At 42.8% G+C, this 16,155-nt stretch carries 19 protein-coding genes and 3 tRNA genes; 17 read left to right on the top strand and 5 right to left on the bottom strand.

Going from position 1 to position 16,155, the window contains the following annotated elements; all coding sequences use genetic code 11:
• Positions 1-510: 510 nt before the first annotated feature.
• The 3 genes from ABIB39_RS17200 to ABIB39_RS17210 form a co-directional block, all read right to left on the bottom strand.
• Entirely contained in the window at positions 511-849 is a 339-nt protein-coding gene (locus ABIB39_RS17200; RefSeq protein ID WP_354431412.1) for a hypothetical protein, read from the bottom strand.
• A gap of 103 nt (positions 850-952) precedes the next feature.
• Entirely contained in the window at positions 953-1,249 is a 297-nt protein-coding gene (locus tag ABIB39_RS17205; RefSeq protein WP_354431413.1) for an RNA recognition motif domain-containing protein, read from the bottom strand.
• Positions 1,250-1,373: 124 nt separating this feature from the next.
• A complete protein-coding gene (locus tag ABIB39_RS17210) occupies positions 1,374-1,964 on the bottom strand; it encodes a hypothetical protein (RefSeq protein ID WP_354431414.1) in 591 nt (196 codons plus the stop codon).
• 439 nt (positions 1,965-2,403) lie between these two features.
• On the opposite strand from ABIB39_RS17210, the gene ABIB39_RS17215 reads away from it, so the two are divergent.
• From ABIB39_RS17215 to ABIB39_RS17275, 13 genes are all read left to right on the top strand, one after another.
• Entirely contained in the window at positions 2,404-2,865 is a 462-nt protein-coding gene (locus ABIB39_RS17215; protein WP_354431415.1) for a terminase small subunit, read from the top strand.
• 91 nt (positions 2,866-2,956) lie between these two features.
• Positions 2,957-3,310, top strand: a complete 354-nt coding sequence (locus ABIB39_RS17220; RefSeq protein ID WP_354431416.1) for a hypothetical protein — start codon at positions 2,957-2,959, stop codon at positions 3,308-3,310.
• A complete protein-coding gene (locus tag ABIB39_RS17225; protein ID WP_354431417.1) occupies positions 3,237-4,193 on the top strand; it encodes a hypothetical protein in 957 nt (318 codons plus the stop codon). Before ABIB39_RS17220 ends, ABIB39_RS17225 begins: the two co-directional genes overlap by 74 nt.
• A 104-nt stretch (positions 4,194-4,297) precedes the next feature.
• Positions 4,298-4,882 carry a hypothetical protein gene (locus ABIB39_RS17230; protein ID WP_354431418.1) on the top strand — a complete coding sequence of 195 codons (585 nt, stop codon included), beginning with the start codon at positions 4,298-4,300 and terminating at the stop codon, positions 4,880-4,882.
• Positions 4,883-4,968: 86 nt separating this feature from the next.
• On the top strand, positions 4,969-5,214 hold the full coding sequence (locus ABIB39_RS17235) for a hypothetical protein (RefSeq protein ID WP_354431419.1): 246 nt from the start codon (positions 4,969-4,971) through the stop codon (positions 5,212-5,214).
• 5 nt (positions 5,215-5,219) lie between these two features.
• Positions 5,220-6,494, top strand: a complete 1,275-nt coding sequence (locus ABIB39_RS17240; protein WP_354431420.1) for a hypothetical protein — start codon at positions 5,220-5,222, stop codon at positions 6,492-6,494.
• 86 nt (positions 6,495-6,580) lie between these two features.
• Complete coding sequence (locus ABIB39_RS17245; RefSeq protein WP_354431421.1) at positions 6,581-7,195, top strand: DUF6712 family protein; 615 nt, start codon at positions 6,581-6,583, stop codon at positions 7,193-7,195.
• Complete coding sequence (locus ABIB39_RS17250; RefSeq protein WP_354431422.1) at positions 7,195-9,486, top strand: collagen-like triple helix repeat-containing protein; 2,292 nt, start codon at positions 7,195-7,197, stop codon at positions 9,484-9,486. Before ABIB39_RS17245 ends, ABIB39_RS17250 begins: the two co-directional genes overlap by 1 nt.
• Positions 9,487-9,488: 2 nt before the next feature.
• Entirely contained in the window at positions 9,489-10,295 is an 807-nt protein-coding gene (locus tag ABIB39_RS17255) for a sialate O-acetylesterase (RefSeq protein ID WP_354431423.1), read from the top strand.
• Positions 10,296-10,468: 173 nt separating this feature from the next.
• Positions 10,469-10,711, top strand: a complete 243-nt coding sequence (locus ABIB39_RS17260; RefSeq protein WP_354431424.1) for a hypothetical protein — start codon at positions 10,469-10,471, stop codon at positions 10,709-10,711.
• Positions 10,695-11,162 carry a lysozyme gene (locus ABIB39_RS17265; protein WP_354431425.1) on the top strand — a complete coding sequence of 156 codons (468 nt, stop codon included), beginning with the start codon at positions 10,695-10,697 and terminating at the stop codon, positions 11,160-11,162. Before ABIB39_RS17260 ends, ABIB39_RS17265 begins: the two co-directional genes overlap by 17 nt.
• On the top strand, positions 11,159-11,410 hold the full coding sequence (locus ABIB39_RS17270) for a hypothetical protein (protein WP_354431426.1): 252 nt from the start codon (positions 11,159-11,161) through the stop codon (positions 11,408-11,410). Before ABIB39_RS17265 ends, ABIB39_RS17270 begins: the two co-directional genes overlap by 4 nt.
• Position 11,411: 1 nt before the next feature.
• Complete coding sequence (locus ABIB39_RS17275) at positions 11,412-11,867, top strand: hypothetical protein (RefSeq protein ID WP_354431427.1); 456 nt, start codon at positions 11,412-11,414, stop codon at positions 11,865-11,867.
• Between the two features lie 14 nt (positions 11,868-11,881).
• On the opposite strand, the gene ABIB39_RS17280 is transcribed toward ABIB39_RS17275, so the two are convergent.
• Together ABIB39_RS17280 and ABIB39_RS17285 are read right to left on the bottom strand one after the other, a co-directional pair.
• A tRNA-Leu gene (locus ABIB39_RS17280) sits at positions 11,882-11,965 on the bottom strand.
• 126 nt (positions 11,966-12,091) lie between these two features.
• A tRNA-Leu gene (locus ABIB39_RS17285) sits at positions 12,092-12,175 on the bottom strand.
• Positions 12,176-12,294: 119 nt separating this feature from the next.
• Between ABIB39_RS17285 and ABIB39_RS17290 the strand changes: the two genes are divergently transcribed.
• The 4 genes from ABIB39_RS17290 (at position 12,295) to ABIB39_RS17305 (ending at position 15,419) form a co-directional block, all read left to right on the top strand.
• Positions 12,295-12,729, top strand: a complete 435-nt coding sequence (locus tag ABIB39_RS17290) for a DUF2147 domain-containing protein (RefSeq protein ID WP_354431428.1) — start codon at positions 12,295-12,297, stop codon at positions 12,727-12,729.
• Positions 12,729-13,736 carry a WD40/YVTN/BNR-like repeat-containing protein gene (locus ABIB39_RS17295; RefSeq protein ID WP_354431429.1) on the top strand — a complete coding sequence of 336 codons (1,008 nt, stop codon included), beginning with the start codon at positions 12,729-12,731 and terminating at the stop codon, positions 13,734-13,736. The genes ABIB39_RS17290 and ABIB39_RS17295 overlap by 1 nt, the downstream gene beginning before the upstream one ends.
• A 132-nt stretch (positions 13,737-13,868) precedes the next feature.
• A tRNA-Lys gene (locus tag ABIB39_RS17300) sits at positions 13,869-13,941 on the top strand.
• Positions 13,942-14,192: 251 nt separating this feature from the next.
• A complete protein-coding gene (locus ABIB39_RS17305) occupies positions 14,193-15,419 on the top strand; it encodes a tyrosine-type recombinase/integrase (protein WP_354431430.1) in 1,227 nt (408 codons plus the stop codon).
• Positions 15,420-16,155: the final 736 nt, after the last annotated feature.

Consider the following 16,155-nt stretch of genomic DNA (forward strand, 5'->3'; position numbering starts at 1 on the left):
AACGAACCAAAGAAAAAACACGCGGCTGTACCGTGTCGCTGTTAAAGGGTGTGGTAAAGCAATGCCTGTGCTATCCGACAACACGCTAATGCCGCATTAAGGAAACTACCGGTCCATTCGTTTGTATGAACCGGAATTTTTAGAATTAAGGGGTTTTCTTAGTGCTCTTTATTAAAAGCGGCGGCCCAAACGTCAAAGCGGGCGGGCCGGGAGTATGGCGGGAATGTCGGTTTAGCGTCGAAGTCCGCGCATGCGGCGAGAAAGCGTTAAGAACCGGCAGGGCGGGCGGAAGCGTCGCTTTGACTTGGCCTTTTCTTTTGGTTCGTTTTCTTTGCGGCTAAGGCAAAGAAAATGAACATCCACAGGCCAAATGGTAACCCACAGCCCCTACCTAACGGAGAACTAATCCACGATTATTCGATCGAATTGCCACGCTAACGCTCAGCAATGACGCCCGGGGAGGCACAGTTGGTACCAATAAGTATTAATAAATTAAAGTGGGAAGTTTAATTACTTGGTCTTAACCAACTCTTCCTGCTTTTCGTCAACCCCTACCAACTCCTCTACCTCGCTTACTTCTTCGGCAGGTTTGGTAGCGTAGTTGAGTTTACGGAAGCGCCAGATGGCGAAGGCAGGTTCCTGGAAACGGTTGATGAGGTTAAAAAATTTGGGGAAGTTGTGTACCTCATCAAGCAGTACACCGGTTACGATGTTGTTATTATCAAGTATTTCGCGGATGGTATATTCCTTATCCCGGGTGATCCAAATCTCGAAATCGCGGCGGATCTCCTCGTTCTTTTCAGGATCAATTTTATCGTTAATACATATCACTTTATCGCCAACCTTCATAATAGTCAAAAGTAAAAAATGCTGAGCATACTTAAAAATTCCGGGCATAAAAAAAGTCCCGGCATTGCGGGACTCATCTTATCTTCAAAGAAAATATTATGGGTTAGTTGCGGCTAAAGCCACCTCTGTTACCACCAGCACCACCACCAAAACCCGGACCTTTGTCCTCGGCGATGTTAACTGTTATACGTTTACCATAATAGCTTTGTCCGTTCATGCAGCGGATAGCTTCTTTAGCTTCATCCTCATTTACCATCTCCACAAATCCAAAGCCTCTGCTCTCTTTTGTTTCACGATCTTTAACGATCCTTAGGCTCTTAACCGGCCCAAAATCACCAAAAACCGCATTAAGTTCGGCCTCACTTACTTCTAACGGAAGGCCTCCAATAAATACTTTCATTAATCTCCTTTTGTTTTTCTGTAAAGATAGGTAAAAAAGGGCGATTTTCAGCTAACGCGGGGCAAAATGGCAGGCTTGTAAGTTGTTTTTTACAATAAGGTGTCATTACGACACGAGGATGGCATTACCGCTTTTTAAGCTTCAGATCAAAGGTGCCCTCTACCCTGTAAAGAGACGAGTTAGGCTCGTCATCCTTAGAAAGGAACGTAAAGAAACTACCCTTTGCAAGCACATCTTTTTGGCGGTATTGGTCAAGGTTAATTTTACCTGCATCGCCGGGCTCGGCGTATTGGGTAAGTGTAAATTGTTTGGTGTGGATCACATCGGCCATCATTAGCAACTGGCCGCCTGCAACAGGCTTGGTAAGGCTATCGGCAGCGGCGCCTTTAGAACTTACGCCGAAGCTCATGGTATGTGCCTTGTTAATAGCTGTAATTCCGAAATACCTGTTCTCACCAACGTTCATGTTCACAAACGCTACCGAATCTTTTGCGGCATCAAATGTGTAAACACTATCTTGCATGGTGATGGTTAGCGTACCCTCGGTTGCCAGGAAATTATCCGGCGAGGCGGCGTTGATAACGCTATCGGCAGCAACGGCTATTTGCTTCTGCTCTACCTGTTGGTCGCCGGAATCTTTTTGGCACGACACAAGCAGCACCGAAAGGAGCAACACAAGCGAAAAGTACCAATTAGTAAACCGTTTTAAGTCCATAGGTTAATAGATGCGTTAAAGCTAAATAAAAAATATTTGCAATTATGCGTTTTCTATAGTTTCAGTGCAATTATTTAACACTTTTTAACTTTAGTGAGTATACGCATTAAACATGCCAAAGGTTGGCTAATTTCATCAAAATTTCATCATTTATTTTAAAGGATATATGGTTGGATATAAAACGTTAGCAAAAGTTTAAAATATTTCGTTAATGGTTACAAAAACCCCTTACAAACCTACTTACCAAAGCCATAATCTACCGCGATATTGTCCTGAAGACTTTGTTCAGTTTAATGCACACCCGCACACAGCCGTCATATAAAATCTAAAGCACACATATAAAGATATTTCTTTATTTTATTTGTATAATTAAAGAAATAGTGTTATCTTTGTATATACCAAATGCCAATCGGCATTATTTACATAACAAGTTTACATCATGAAACGTGTCAATTCGGCCCGTGGTTACACCATGCGCATCAACCGGTATTTCGAATCTATAAAAGGCAAGTTCCACATGGAGTTATTGCCCGAAGCGGCCTCCAAAGACAAAACCAAACTTGCCTATCAAAAGATTTGGGATGTTGAGCCAGAACCGCCCACCCTATCGGGCCTGGCGCTTTTTCTTGGGTTTAACAGTCGCAACGAATTTGAGGCCTACGAACATACCGGCGAATTTGCCAACCATGTAAAAAGGGCGCGTTTAAGGATCGAGGCCGAGTATGAAAAGAAACTGCATTACCAATCGGCAACGGGTGCTATCTTCATGTTGAAAAGCCTGGGCTGGGCCGAAAAACCGGATGGTACATTATTAGCAGAGATTCCCAAAACAATGAAGATAGAGGTTATCAATTCCGGCTTTAAACTGGCATCGGCGGAAAAAGAAGTTTTGCTTAATTAGCGTTTTTCTTTTTTAAACAAACGCGATCAATACCTTTCCACCCCACCATCCGCAGGCTTCCCAAAGGCCCATTCATTAACATTACCTATAAATGAAAACGTCTACCCTATTCCAACATAATTACGAGGCTACCGCCCACGTGGTGATAAACCAGGGCGGCACCAGTTCGGGCAAAACCTACGCTATAGAACAGGTACTTTTTTGCCTGGCGATACAAGCCGAAAAACAGATCATCACCGTGGTTGGGCAGGATATCCCCAATTTAAAATCGGGCGCCCTGCGCGATGCACAGGAAATTTACGATGAGTCGGACATCCTGAAACGCCTTGTAAAAGGCTATAACAAAACCGACAGGATGTTCGAGTTCCGCAATGGCAGCGGAACAATGGGACAAACTGGTACAATCATGGGAGAGCCAGCAGCTAAAACCCGGCGCCTTCCTTGATTACGAAGGCGTGGTTGACCTAAGCGACTTTATGGTGCAACGCTACCTAACCAAAATACAAATAGCTAACGAGCGCTTGTACTGGCTGGGCAAAGGCTCTACTAAAGAAGCTGCGTTCACCGCACCATTTACGGGCTTATTGCCATCTATAGCGGCAGCAAGCGGCGTGTACAAAGTTGGCCTGGGTAAATCAGACACCTATTTGGCGGTAACGGCTATGAGCGGCCTGGGCGTAGTAACCGTAGGCAGCACCGCAACCCTGCGGGATGGCGATGTGGTTACCATAACAGCTGTAACCGGCGTTATAAAAGATACCACCAACGGCGGCGCAGGTATTGATGTTGCGGGGCAATCCTACTTTATCCAGGTATTAAGCGCAACTACCTTTAAACTGGTGCGTAACTACAACGAGATAAACACCCGCAAAGCGGCAACCTTTAGCGGCAGCGCATCGGCAGCAACCGCCAGCTACATTAACGCAAGCAATGTGTTAGGTGTACTAACCGGCATCTACGCCCAGCTTGACCCGGCAGACCGCAGCCAGGAAGATTTTAACTTGCAGATCCCGTTACATGTTGGCTATGCCTACGCACAGGCACAGGCAGACAAAGCGGTGAACGTGCTTAATGCCTTTACCGATCCTAAGAAAATGGACTACCTGGGTGTACCGTTGCAACTGATGAACCACTGGCAGGCCAACACCATATTAGGTGCACGCTCGTCAAACCTGTTCCTTGGTGTGGATCTTTTGGGCGATGCCTCAGAACTATCAACCGTTTACATGAAGCCCTACACCAACGATAACGTGGTGCGTATGAAAGCCCGCATGAAGGCGGCCGTAAATTTCAAATTCGCTAACGAACTGTTTTACCTGGGCGCGTAGTAGCCGGTATCAGGTATTTAGTATCGAGACATTAAAGATACCTGATACTAACTACTTGATACTATTTAAAAATCACTAATTCAATAAATCACTAATTACTTAATATGTCAATTTACAATAAAATAAACGCGGGCTTTAGCCTGGGCTCGGCCGAGCCAATTACTTCGGGTATCGAAGATGTAGTGTACATTTTTAACCAGGATGATTTCGTGCTGACGTACGACACATTAAACCCATTGATCATTAAAGATATTACCGCGGTAGGTACAGCCAAGGTTTACAAATTCGAGGGCACCAATAACAGCTTCAACACCATGAGCAAGCTGGCCAAAACACAAGTGGGCCCACGCTATACAGAGGAGATAGATTTTAACATCGCTGGTTTATCTACCGATGTTAAAACGCAGATAATGGCTATGGGCTATGGCCGTGTGCGCGCCATTGCGATCAACAACCACAAGGATGGCGACTCGGCCGTGGAGCTATTTGGCGCGGTAAACGGTCTGATAGTAACCGAGGCTGAGCGCAACGCAGCCGACGAAACTTTAGACGGTGGTTACAAGATCAAATTAACCAACCCCGATAAGTTGAAAGAGCCGTATCCTCCACGCGCGGTATCTATCCCGCCGATAACCGGCTCAGCTACTTATGCCAGCACCATTGCCGCGCTGGAAGAACTGGTAGGTTAATTTAATAGCAAATGGTTCATAATCTGTAGTAATGGATTATGAACCATTCATAAAGCGAATGATCTATTAACCACGAACCAATTACCATGAAAAAATACATTTTAAAACCAGGCAGGCACCAGTTTGCCCCCGGTTCGGCAGCGGTACACAGCAGCGATAACCTTACCGACGAGGAGGCTGAATGGTACTTGCAGCGATATCCGCACATAGCGGGGTTATTTATTGCGCCCCCCGAAGACAGTAAGTCGGTAAGTCCGGAAGTAGAAAAGCCGCGCAAGCGCCGGGCCAGGCGTGTAATTGGTGGTCCTATCACTAAATCAATAATTCACTAATTACTATGAAAACCTATTTACCACAAATAGAACGGCGCATAATGGTAAGGCCAAACCAAACCTTCGGCATATTAAACTACGATATGGATAACGCCTATCCGCAGCGTATGCTGGAGTTGGTTGGCCAATCGCCCACCGCCAAAGATTGCTGGAACAAGCGGACCAAATTTATTGCAGGCAATGGTTTTGAGGATGCCTCGCTGGGCAAACGGATCATCAATGATAAAGGCCTTACTATAGCCAAACTATTAAAAGCCATTGCATCAGATAAAGCACTATTCAGGGGGTTTGGGATCCATGTAAATTATAACGCCAATTTCAAGATAGCGTCGGTCAATTACGTAAAGTTCGAGGACATCCGCATGGGCGATACCGACAATAACGAAACCGCCGGTAAGTTTGCTATCTATAATGATTGGGGGCGTAAAACCTGGAAGAACATTACGCGCAGCAAGATCAGCTTCCTGGATAGCTACAACCCCGACGAAAAGACCATCAAACAGCAGGTTATAGCAGCAGGCGGCTGGGATAAATACAAAGGTCAGTTATTCTATTTTAATCCCGAGGTGGATGATTACCCGCTGATAGAAGCAGATTCTGTTTGGGAGGATTTTGAGACCGAGGCGGGTATCAAGATCTTTAACAACCGCGAGGTAACTACCGGTTTCCTGCCATCAACCATGCTGTTTATGCAATCGCGGCGCGAAGAAGCCGATAACAGTGCAGATACGGGCAAGGGTTCAAATACGCCATCTCAACTGGAAAGAGACCTGGGAAGTTTCCAGGGAGCCAAGAGTGCGCAAAAGATAATCGTGATAGAATATGAGGATGAAAGCTCAAAGCCCGACTTTCAACCCTACGCCATCCAAAACAACGATAAGCTTTTTGAAACCACTGAGCGATCGGTAGAGGCGCGCATCATCAAAGGCTTTTCGGTCCCAAAGGAACTCATCAATGCCGAAAAATCATCCGGCTTGAGCAATGGCGGCGAAAAGAAGGAAGCCATCCGCGAATTTAATGACAATACCGCGGCCGACAGGTTGGAACTAAGCGAGACACTGGAGGATTTGTTCAGTAACTTTTATACCGATGTAAATACATCCGCAAACTGGACCATTATACCTATCCCGGCATCGGTTGCTGACGACGTTATCGGCATTAAAGCCGGGGCAAATATCAACCAGCTCCTGCAGTCTTCCCTACCTGCCGAAAGTAAAATAGCTGCCCTTGTTTATGCCTACGGGTTAAAACAGGAAGAGGCCGAAGCCATGTGCGCTTAACACGCCAGCCGGCGAAATAAACGAGACAAGATTATGAAGAATTTAAAAAATTCTCCGCCGGCTGGCGGGGACAGGAGAACCATTGCATGTTAAATTTAATAACCCCCGACACTTTGCAGCGATACCAGGATATTGCCACGAACATAAAACCCGAACGGATAAAGGTATTTATCCAAAAAGCCCAGGAACTGGACCTGAAACCATTTTTAGGTTACATCTTATATTATGACCTAATAAAGCAACTGGATGCTGACGGCAACCTTAAGGAAGACGCCCCACAGCACTACAAAGACCTGCTAAACGGTTGTGAATACCTGGATGACGACGGCCACATTGTACTACACCAGGGGCTGCAACCGGTACTGGCCTACTTCGCTTTCGCGCGTTTCATAGAGGTTGACTCGGTGCACTATACCGCCAGCGGCCCGGTAACCAAACGCTACGACAATGCCGATGCTTTGGCACAAAAGGATGTGGTAAAACTGGTACAGCAGCAACGCAGCACGGCTAACGCCTACGCTAACGAAACCGAAAGATTTTTAATGGATCACAGGGATGACTTCCCGGTATGGCATTATAATCATCGCAACAAAAGCAGCAGGCAAGCCGGTCCGCGCATCCGCGCTGTAGATAAAACAGATTTCAATTTCCCTGCTGATAGTTTCAGCACCGATCACTTAATCACCGAATTTTTAAACTAATGGCAGCAGATAAAAAAATAAACGAATTACCCATACTCAATGCTGTTACCGCAGCTGATACATCTGTTGTGGTACACAACGGCACCGACTACCAATTTAACTTTAACACGCTGTTAGATTTTGTTAGTTCGGGCATTAGCAGTGGCGCAGCAGTATCTTTTGGCAACACCCTCCCCCAAAACAACACCGGTAAAAACGGCGACCTTTTTATAAACACCGCTGCTAATTCATTTGCACAAAAAGTATCGGGCACCTGGTTGGTAAAATACACATTACCATCGGCCAACGGTGCTAAAGACGGAACCGTTTTATACGGATCTGGCGCGCCCGGCACAGCCATCGGTAGCAATAACGACACCTACATTGATACCGGCACGGGGATATTTTACTATAAAGCCACAGGTAGCTGGTCGCAGGTGTTTTCCATGCAAACCGGCCCGCAAGGCGCGCGAGGCGAAACGGGCGGCATTGGGATTCCGGGAATTGATGGTAGAACTATCCTAAACGGAACGTCCAATCCATCAAACTCCGCCACCGGGGCTGATGGCGATTTTTATATCAATACCAATGCCTACCAGCTATTCGGGCCTAAAACAGCAGGCAACTGGGGAAGTGGCGTGGCCATAATAGGCCAACCGGGCGAAACGGGCGAAACAGGCCCGCAAGGCCCGGCCGGCCCAACAGGCGTAACCGGCCCCGCCGGGCCGATAGGTGCGACGGGTGCTAATGGCGCGACAGGCCCCGCCGGCCCTGCGGGTGGTGGTAGCGGTGGTACAGAAGCTATTGAAATAGATTTCAATCCTGAATTGATCTTCAATAACGATGCGTATATGGCGGTTTCACAAACCGCTAATATCGCATTTACGCTGGCGGCATCCGGCAATGTGTTAGGCAAAACAATTTCGGCCAAGATAGTTGGCAACAGCACGCACACCATAACCTTTAGTAGTGCCTTTAAAGTGCTTAGCGGCTCGGTAGACAACACCAAAACCAATTACCTCTATTTCAATTATGTTTCTGCGACTGAGGTTAGGGTAACCATAAGTTTTGAGGGTGGCACTTCGGGAGGTGGCGGTGGCGCGCTAATTGGTGGCGACTTAGCCAGCGGGAAAATTCCAATCGGCGATGCCACAAACAAAGCGAAAGCCGTAACACCATCCGGGGATATAAAAATAGATGCCAATGGTGTGGTAAAAATAGCAAACTCGGTTTCTGCAAATTCGGTTAGTAACGGCCAGGTTGTATTCCGGGATGCGTTAGGTGATTTAAAAGGATCCGATGGTTTCAAATTTGGTGACGATACGGGATTGAATGTAACAACCTTTTTAGATAGGAGTGGTATAGGCGGTGCCTTTGATTATATAGCAAACTGGTTTAAGACGAAGGTTAGGACTAACGACACTTCTAATTCAGGCAGTTCTACAGGTTGGCGATTTGATACAGATTTAAAAGCGCTCGCTGACCTTACTGGATTAACAGGTTTTTTAATTAAAAACAGGTTGGATGGTAGAACGGTTTTTCCTTTTTACGACCACTTTAGAGTTGTTAACGTTGACCCCACTACTGCATCTGAAACAGATGTAATTAGGTACGCTATAGACAACAATGGCAAAGAGTATTTTAAGTTACGTTTGGGTATGACGCTTTATAGGGATGCGGTAACTAATACTCCAACTATAGACACAAGTGATGTTGGTGGTGGTTTTCAGCTTATAGGTGGCACTGGTTCAGATATCATGTTCAAAGCTGATTTTTATGGTAATCGCTCCTTAAACAAGCTCAGAATAGGCTCAGTGTCAAATGATTATAACGAAATGCTAAGAATAGATGCGACTTCATCATTATCAAAGCCTGCAATAGGTATACAACATGGGTTCTATTCTGAAAAACACCAATTGAAAGGTACTATAGTAACTGGTAGTACAGATGCAATTACAATTTTTAGTTTTTTAACAGACAATGGATATGGAGGAGGGTATTATGTGTTTGAAATTACAACTGGGCTCTCATCAAGTAGCGGATCTTACACTTATTATGACAATGCTTTTTTTATAATGACTGCGGGTGTTGTGGCAGATCATTATGGTGCAGGCACACTTTCATTTACAAATGGAACTGGTGCAACAATTTCAGCATCGCAAAAATCAGCAGGTGCAACAGATTGGAGTGCGTTTATAGAATTAGATCAGACCAATAAAAAAATATTGATTAAGGCAAAATCAAACACCGCCTACTATCACGACATAACGGTGGCAGCATCGGTAACTGTGAATTGGGTACCAAATAACTAATTATGATCAATTTTTTTGGAAGTACTTCGCAATCACATCTTGCAAATGGAGATAACAATTCAAGCATTCTTGATACCAAAGTTATCATTGTAGCAGGGCAGAGTAACGCAGGTGGTGAACAATATGCTTTAGAGACCTTGCCATCCAACTATGTTGGCGCGTTAGCAGGGGTTAATAGGATTTTTCAATATCAGCAATTAGTAAGTCATTCTAATTTTTCAATTGTAAATGATAGTAATTCTCTGAATGTAGGGCCTGATCTTAGCATGGGAAGATTATACCAGCAGTTTACGAATGAAAATATTTATATCATTAAATATGCATGGGGCGGTACTGCTCTATCACAAAACGCTAACCCAAACTGGAATATTGCCACAGGTACAACCAATAGCCTTTTTCAAGGATTAAAGGATTGTGTGAATACTGCAATGAGTAAATTAACGATTTTAGGTCTTAAACCTACTATAAGCGGTTTTATTTGGTACCAGGGCGAAGAAGATGCGTTTCAAAATCAGTCTACTGTGCAATATAGAGCCAATGAATATGCTCTTTTAAACCAGTTTAAAACTGACATGAGTTTACCTAACCTTAAAATATATTCTGTACTCATTAGTCGGCGTGGCGGAATACCAGATTACTATGACCGCATCAGGCAAGCCAAAATACAGAACAGTGCAGTGATAACTAATTATAATTTGGTTGATAGTGACGGTTTGACTTTCGATACCCTTGGAGAGGGTTATCACCTTCTTGCTAACTCACAAATTGAATTAGGCAGGCGAATATTTGAACTTTTAAAATTCAATTAATAATATAATAAATTGGCGTATTAAGGGAAACGCCAATTAGAATCCAACTACTAAATCCAATAGTTATAAGCCTTCCAACAAATATAAACCTACCAACTCATAGTTTAAAACGATTTAAATCGCACTAAGAAACCTACAAAGCATTTCCCTTCACTCATAAAACAATAAATATCATGGAAAAAACATACACGCTTTGGGAGCGCATTAGTAGCGCTACACCCAAATTTTTTAAACGCGCCCAGGCATTTGGTTTGGGGTTGGTTGGTTTGGGTACTTCGTTAACACAGGTGGCAGGCATACCAGCAAGACTCACCACAATAATGATCTCGGCAGGTACTACCATTACCATCGTTGCTCAATTTGCAGTTAAACAATATCAACCTTTAAATACTAAACAAGATGAGAACATTAAGTAAACGGGGCATTGCCATTATTAAAAACTTTGAAGGGCTGCGGTTGAATTCGTACCAGGATATTGCCGGGGTGTGGACAATTGGATATGGCTCAACAAGGTACGTTGATGGCAAGGCTGTTAAAAAAGGCGATAAATTGGCCGACACAGCCCAGGCAGAAAGTTTATTAAAAAGTACTTCAACAGATTATATCGGCGCTGTCGATGAAGGCACTACGGTTCATTTATCCCAAAATCAATTCGACGCGTTAGTTTCGTTCATCTATAACGTAGGTACAGGCGCTGTCAGATCATCCACCCTGTTCAAAAAACTAAACGCCGGCGATTACCAAGGCGCGGCTGACCAATTCCTGCTCTGGAATAAAATAACCGACCCGCACACGGGTAAAAAAGTAGTTTCTAAAACACTTATCCAACGGCGCGAACAGGAGCGCGCATTATTCTTATCATTATGACATCTATAGAACATAGCCAGCTAAAAGGCATCACCATCAAGAATATCATTGTCACAATTGTTAGCACTGCAAGTATTGTAGCGTCAGTTATGACGACTTATTTCGGCCTTAAGGGCGATATAAACGAAGTAAAGCTCGATCAGCAATCACAAACGCGGGTAAACGAGATACGGCTAAAAGTACTTGAAGGCCAGGTTGCGGTTTTACAGCGCGAAATGGAATATATAAAACCTGCAAAACATCAATAACATGAGTATAAAATCGTTCTTTTCGAAAATATGGGGCACCATCCAATCCCTGTTTAACAAATTCCCGTCAGAGATAAGGTCGGCTGTACATATTGCAGTTACGGTAACAGAAAACGTAAAAAGATTTGTTGATTCGCCCGTGTCTGATATTTTAACTATGCTTATTCCGGGCGATATTGATGATAAGATTAAGCAATCGCTACGATCAGCATTACCCGTTATCTTAACAAATTTAAAACTTGCTGATAAATGTGGTGAACTTACAGATCCGGAAGAAATTATAAAATGCGCTGTAAAAACACTGCAAGGTTTAAATAGCAATGTCAAATCTGCCTATTTGCATAATTTATCTGTAATGATTGCCCGGGTAGCTGCTGATGGTGAATTGACCTGGAGCGACGGGGTTTGCGTAGTTGAGTGGTATTATAAAAACAAATTTAAACCAACAAGCAGGTGATTTTTGCAGTATAGTGCCCGGAACGAGATTCGAACTCGTACATCCTTACGAATGCCACCCCCTCAAGGTGGTGCGTCTGCCAATTTCGCCACCCGGGCATTTGATTGAGATACCATTTTTAGATTTAAAACCAACGCGTATAAATCAATAAACCTCTTCAAAAAAAATGTGAGACACAAGTTTTCTCATACCTCACATCTCTAATCTCATATCTTAAATGTATGTGCCCGAAGAGAGACTCGAACTCTCAAGAGACAATTCTCAACGGCTTCTGAGACCGCAACGTTTACCAATTTCGCCATCCGGGCATTCAAGAGGTTGCAAATATAATTGTTTTACGCAGCGGGGCTAAAATATTTGAAAAAATAAGGCGTTGCTTTGTAAAACCACGCGCAAAGGGTAACTTCGGGTACCAATTATAAATTTCATGATAAAAAAAGCCTGTTTGATATTATTTTTAGCAGTATGCTCTTTAGCTGCATCTGCGCAAAATGCTGATGCCATTTTAGGTAAATGGATCAACCCAAGTGGCGAAGGCCAGGTGCAGATCTTTAAAAAAGGCACTAAATATTATGGTAAGCTTACCTGGATGAAATTTCCGAATGAGGTAAACGGTAAGCCTAAACTGGATAACCAAAATCCCGACAAAGCCTTACAATCTCGCCCTAAGTTGGGGCTGGAATTATTAAAGGATTTTGTGTTTGATGGCGACGATGTTTATGAAGACGGCACCATCTATGACCCCAAAAACGGCAAAACCTATAGTTGCAAAATGACCTTAAACGACGACAATTTAAAAATACGCGGATTTATTGGCATAGCATTATTAGGCCGAAGCGAAATCTGGAAACGAGTAAAATAATGAGATTAAAGATCATACTGGCGTTATTGATTACGCTGTTTTGCGCAAGTATCAAAGCCCAAACCGTTACACCTATCCAACAAAACAAACCTGTAAGCTTTCGGGGCCTTTCTGTTTTAGATGATAAAGTTGCATGGGTGAGCGGCTCTAAAGGTACTGTTGGCCTAACAACCGATGGTGGTACAAACTGGACCTGGCAGCAAGTTAAAGGTTTCGAAAAATCAGACTTTAGGGACATTGAAGCATTTTCTGACAAAGAGGCGGTGATGATAGCGTCCGGCTCGCCTGCCTATATTTTAAAAACTACAGACGGTGGCCGGCACTGGGAAACAAAATTTCAACAAACAGACAGCACCTACTTTTTAGATGCGATGGATTTTGCCAATTCAAAAAACGGCTTTGTATTAGGCGATCCTATCAACGGCAAGTTCCTGTTATTAGAAACTGACGATGCAGGCGACAGTTGGGCCCCGGTTAAAAACGCGCCTGCAGCTTTAAAAGATGAGGCAGCCTTCGCAGCCAGCGGCACCTGCTTACGAGCTGAGGGTTTCCTTGCCATTGTAACCGGTGGTAGTAACAGCCGTATGCTAATGTCGCCAATTGGCGATATGGTTTGGGTTAATAAAGCATTGCCATTAACTAATGGCGTTGCAAGCCGTGGCGCATTTTCGGTTGCGTTTGGTAAACACCAAACCATTGTTGTAGGCGGTAATTATTCAAAAGATAAGCTACCCGACTCGGTAGCCTACGTTATCCCCGGGGCAAAAGCTAAGTTTAAAAATAACACCCCGGTTATCGGGCCGGCGGGTTATCAGTCGTGCGTTGAGTATTTAAAAAGCAATAAATTTTTGTCGACAGGCACTCCCGGAACCAACCTAACTGCAGATGGCGGCAAAACATGGGTTAAGATAGATGGCACCAGTTATAACGTTTGCCGTAAGGCAAAGCATGGAAACCTCGTTTTATTGGCCGGCGACCGCGGCAAACTCGGAATATTTAAATTTTAAAATTGTGTGTTTTAGGCACTTATTATAAACTTTACAATTTATTTAAATTAGGCTTGCGCCGTATATCTATTAATCCTATATTTGCACCACTTTAAACGGAAACGGTAACACTACCGAAAATGTTAGAAGGATGATTCCGTAGCTCAGCTGGTAGAGCATAACACTTTTAATGTTGGGGTCCTGGGTTCGAATCCCAGCGGGATCACGAAAATTTAAAGTAACGCCTTGGTAGTCAAACGACTACTAAGGCGTTTTTCGTTTTGGTACAACATAGGTAAAACATTTGATATAGCTAAAATTTAGCTTATGTAGGGGCTTTTACATTTCTTAAACTGGGATCGTGTGATTTTAAGGTAAAACATCTCAAACTGTACCAAACGAATATTTCAATTTTTTCGTGGAGCCTTTTTTATTGGGAGAACGTTACTAAAAGTTTCACCCTCAAAATTCACTAAAATGGCATCCATTAAAGTTTTCCCAAAAATGAATAAGATCAATAAATATGGTCAAGTACCTATTTATCTTCGAATAACAAAAAAACGCCGGTCAAAATATATTGCACTTGACGTATACATTAACCCGAAGGACTGGAATGAAAAAACCGGCAAGGTAAGGTCTGGTGTTGTAAACGCGAAACAGATCAATAGTTACCTATCAATCAAAGAGGCAGAGGCGGAAGCAACTTCCCTGGAAATGGAAAGCAGGTCAAACTTTGTGAGCGCCTATGATATTAAATCTAAATTAAGTGGTATAACCCCCGGAGATTTTTTCACTTTTGTTGAAAAGCGAATTCGGGAACGCACGGAAGAATTTAGTATAGGAACCATCAATCATTATAATTGCGTCCTTAAAAAATTAAAAGCATTTAGTGGAAAGGAACGGCTTTTTTTCGATGAACTCAACGTTCCTTTTATCAGGGGATTTCAGGAGCATTTGAAAAATGACCTGAATAACCACACGAATACGATACACTCTAATCTCAAAATAATTCGGACATTGATAAATGACGCAACTGCCGAGGAACTAATGCCAATTGAAAAAAATCCGTTCAATAAGATAAAGTTGAGATCTCAAAAGACCTCTAGGGAGTTTTTGCTTGACGATGAATTAGATAGATTGGAGAAGTTGGAATTACGGGAAAATACGATATTATGTCACCACCGGAATTTATACATATTTAGTGCTTACACCGCAGGCATTAGGATTTCCGATCTTTTGACCATGCGCTGGAAAAACTTTGATGGCGACCACCTTTATTTTATCATTAAAAAGAATCAGGAAGATATAAGCATCAAGCTTCCCGAAAAGTCGTTGGATATGTTAACTTATTATAGGACTATAGCTCAAAGCCGAAAAGGTGAAACTTTTATTGATCCGGAAAGCTTTATTTTTCCATTCTTAAAAATAGCTACAGATGAATCTGATAAATTGATCCTGCACAAGGCAATTTCCTCAGCAACTACATACGTAAATAAAAGCTTGCGAGAACCTACTAAAAAAGCGAAGATCTATAAAAACATCTCCTTTCATACAGCCAGGCACAGTTGGGCTGTAAGGGCATTACAAAAGGGGATGCGAATTGAGTATGTCTCCAAATTAATGGGCCATTCATCAGTAAAACATACTGAGGTATATGCCAAAATTCTAAACGAAGAGTTAGATAAAGCGATGGAAGTCTTTTAACCAGCCCGCTAAACAGCTGGCTTAACATTTTTTTAATATACTCTGTTTTGAAATAAGCTAACATTCATATCAACTCCCCATCTTAAAGTTTATTTTGGTCTATCAAATATACATCGTAATATTGCGATATAATTATGGGTTTAACCAAAACAGAAATATTCACCGAAGAACAAAATAAACTGGCGGTGCAGTTAAAAGCTATCGCACATTGGTCAATTAAATAACGGGCAAAATGGTTCTTTTGATAAATTTGCTCATTTGATATTTACCTTTTCATTTGAATTGTGCAAATTTAATTCTTATATTTAAGTAACAAACGTTCTGAAACAACATCAAATTGATACAAAGAATTCGGTATACTTCGCGGTATACTAATTAGATTTGACTATATAACTAACTGAATATAAGATATTTATATTAATTTTTTGCAATCTTGGCTCTATTTAAAAAGACTTATTTCCCCGCACTCCTTCATCTAAAAGGAAACGAAGGTGCAAAAAAAATTTAAGGCAAAACCAAGATGATGTGGCTGCGATTTCTTTTGACAAAGGCAATATTGATATTGATACGGAGCTAAATTTTGCCTATTTAACAGCAAAGAGATAATTTTAAAAAGTCCGATACGTGCATTCATTATTACCAAATTGTGAAACTTGAAAGGCTCTATAAATTCAACATTAACGGCGTGAGATGATCGTGGGGCCGGCAGCCGTTGTAACCGTTACGTTAACGTCTG

The organism is Mucilaginibacter sp. UYP27 (genome assembly GCF_040547175.1).
Lineage (GTDB): Bacteria > Bacteroidota > Bacteroidia > Sphingobacteriales > Sphingobacteriaceae > Mucilaginibacter.

What these genes read in the sequence shown, in the direction of transcription:
- ABIB39_RS17200 (WP_354431412.1), bottom strand. Translation starts at nt 849, where the DNA reads ATGAAGGTTGGCGATAAAGTGATATGTATTAACGATAAAATTGATCCT.
- ABIB39_RS17205 (WP_354431413.1), bottom strand. Translation starts at nt 1,249, where the DNA reads ATGAAAGTATTTATTGGAGGCCTTCCGTTAGAAGTAAGTGAGGCCGAA.
- ABIB39_RS17210 (WP_354431414.1), bottom strand. Translation starts at nt 1,964, where the DNA reads ATGGACTTAAAACGGTTTACTAATTGGTACTTTTCGCTTGTGTTGCTC.
- ABIB39_RS17215 (WP_354431415.1), top strand. Translation starts at nt 2,404, where the DNA reads ATGAAACGTGTCAATTCGGCCCGTGGTTACACCATGCGCATCAACCGG.
- ABIB39_RS17220 (WP_354431416.1), top strand. Translation starts at nt 2,957, where the DNA reads ATGAAAACGTCTACCCTATTCCAACATAATTACGAGGCTACCGCCCAC.
- ABIB39_RS17225 (WP_354431417.1), top strand. Translation starts at nt 3,237, where the DNA reads ATGGCAGCGGAACAATGGGACAAACTGGTACAATCATGGGAGAGCCAG.
- ABIB39_RS17230 (WP_354431418.1), top strand. Translation starts at nt 4,298, where the DNA reads ATGTCAATTTACAATAAAATAAACGCGGGCTTTAGCCTGGGCTCGGCC.
- ABIB39_RS17235 (WP_354431419.1), top strand. Translation starts at nt 4,969, where the DNA reads ATGAAAAAATACATTTTAAAACCAGGCAGGCACCAGTTTGCCCCCGGT.
- ABIB39_RS17240 (WP_354431420.1), top strand. Translation starts at nt 5,220, where the DNA reads ATGAAAACCTATTTACCACAAATAGAACGGCGCATAATGGTAAGGCCA.
- ABIB39_RS17245 (WP_354431421.1), top strand. Translation starts at nt 6,581, where the DNA reads ATGTTAAATTTAATAACCCCCGACACTTTGCAGCGATACCAGGATATT.
- ABIB39_RS17250 (WP_354431422.1), top strand. Translation starts at nt 7,195, where the DNA reads ATGGCAGCAGATAAAAAAATAAACGAATTACCCATACTCAATGCTGTT.
- ABIB39_RS17255 (WP_354431423.1), top strand. Translation starts at nt 9,489, where the DNA reads ATGATCAATTTTTTTGGAAGTACTTCGCAATCACATCTTGCAAATGGA.
- ABIB39_RS17260 (WP_354431424.1), top strand. Translation starts at nt 10,469, where the DNA reads ATGGAAAAAACATACACGCTTTGGGAGCGCATTAGTAGCGCTACACCC.
- ABIB39_RS17265 (WP_354431425.1), top strand. Translation starts at nt 10,695, where the DNA reads ATGAGAACATTAAGTAAACGGGGCATTGCCATTATTAAAAACTTTGAA.
- ABIB39_RS17270 (WP_354431426.1), top strand. Translation starts at nt 11,159, where the DNA reads ATGACATCTATAGAACATAGCCAGCTAAAAGGCATCACCATCAAGAAT.
- ABIB39_RS17275 (WP_354431427.1), top strand. Translation starts at nt 11,412, where the DNA reads ATGAGTATAAAATCGTTCTTTTCGAAAATATGGGGCACCATCCAATCC.
- ABIB39_RS17290 (WP_354431428.1), top strand. Translation starts at nt 12,295, where the DNA reads ATGATAAAAAAAGCCTGTTTGATATTATTTTTAGCAGTATGCTCTTTA.
- ABIB39_RS17295 (WP_354431429.1), top strand. Translation starts at nt 12,729, where the DNA reads ATGAGATTAAAGATCATACTGGCGTTATTGATTACGCTGTTTTGCGCA.
- ABIB39_RS17305 (WP_354431430.1), top strand. Translation starts at nt 14,193, where the DNA reads ATGGCATCCATTAAAGTTTTCCCAAAAATGAATAAGATCAATAAATAT.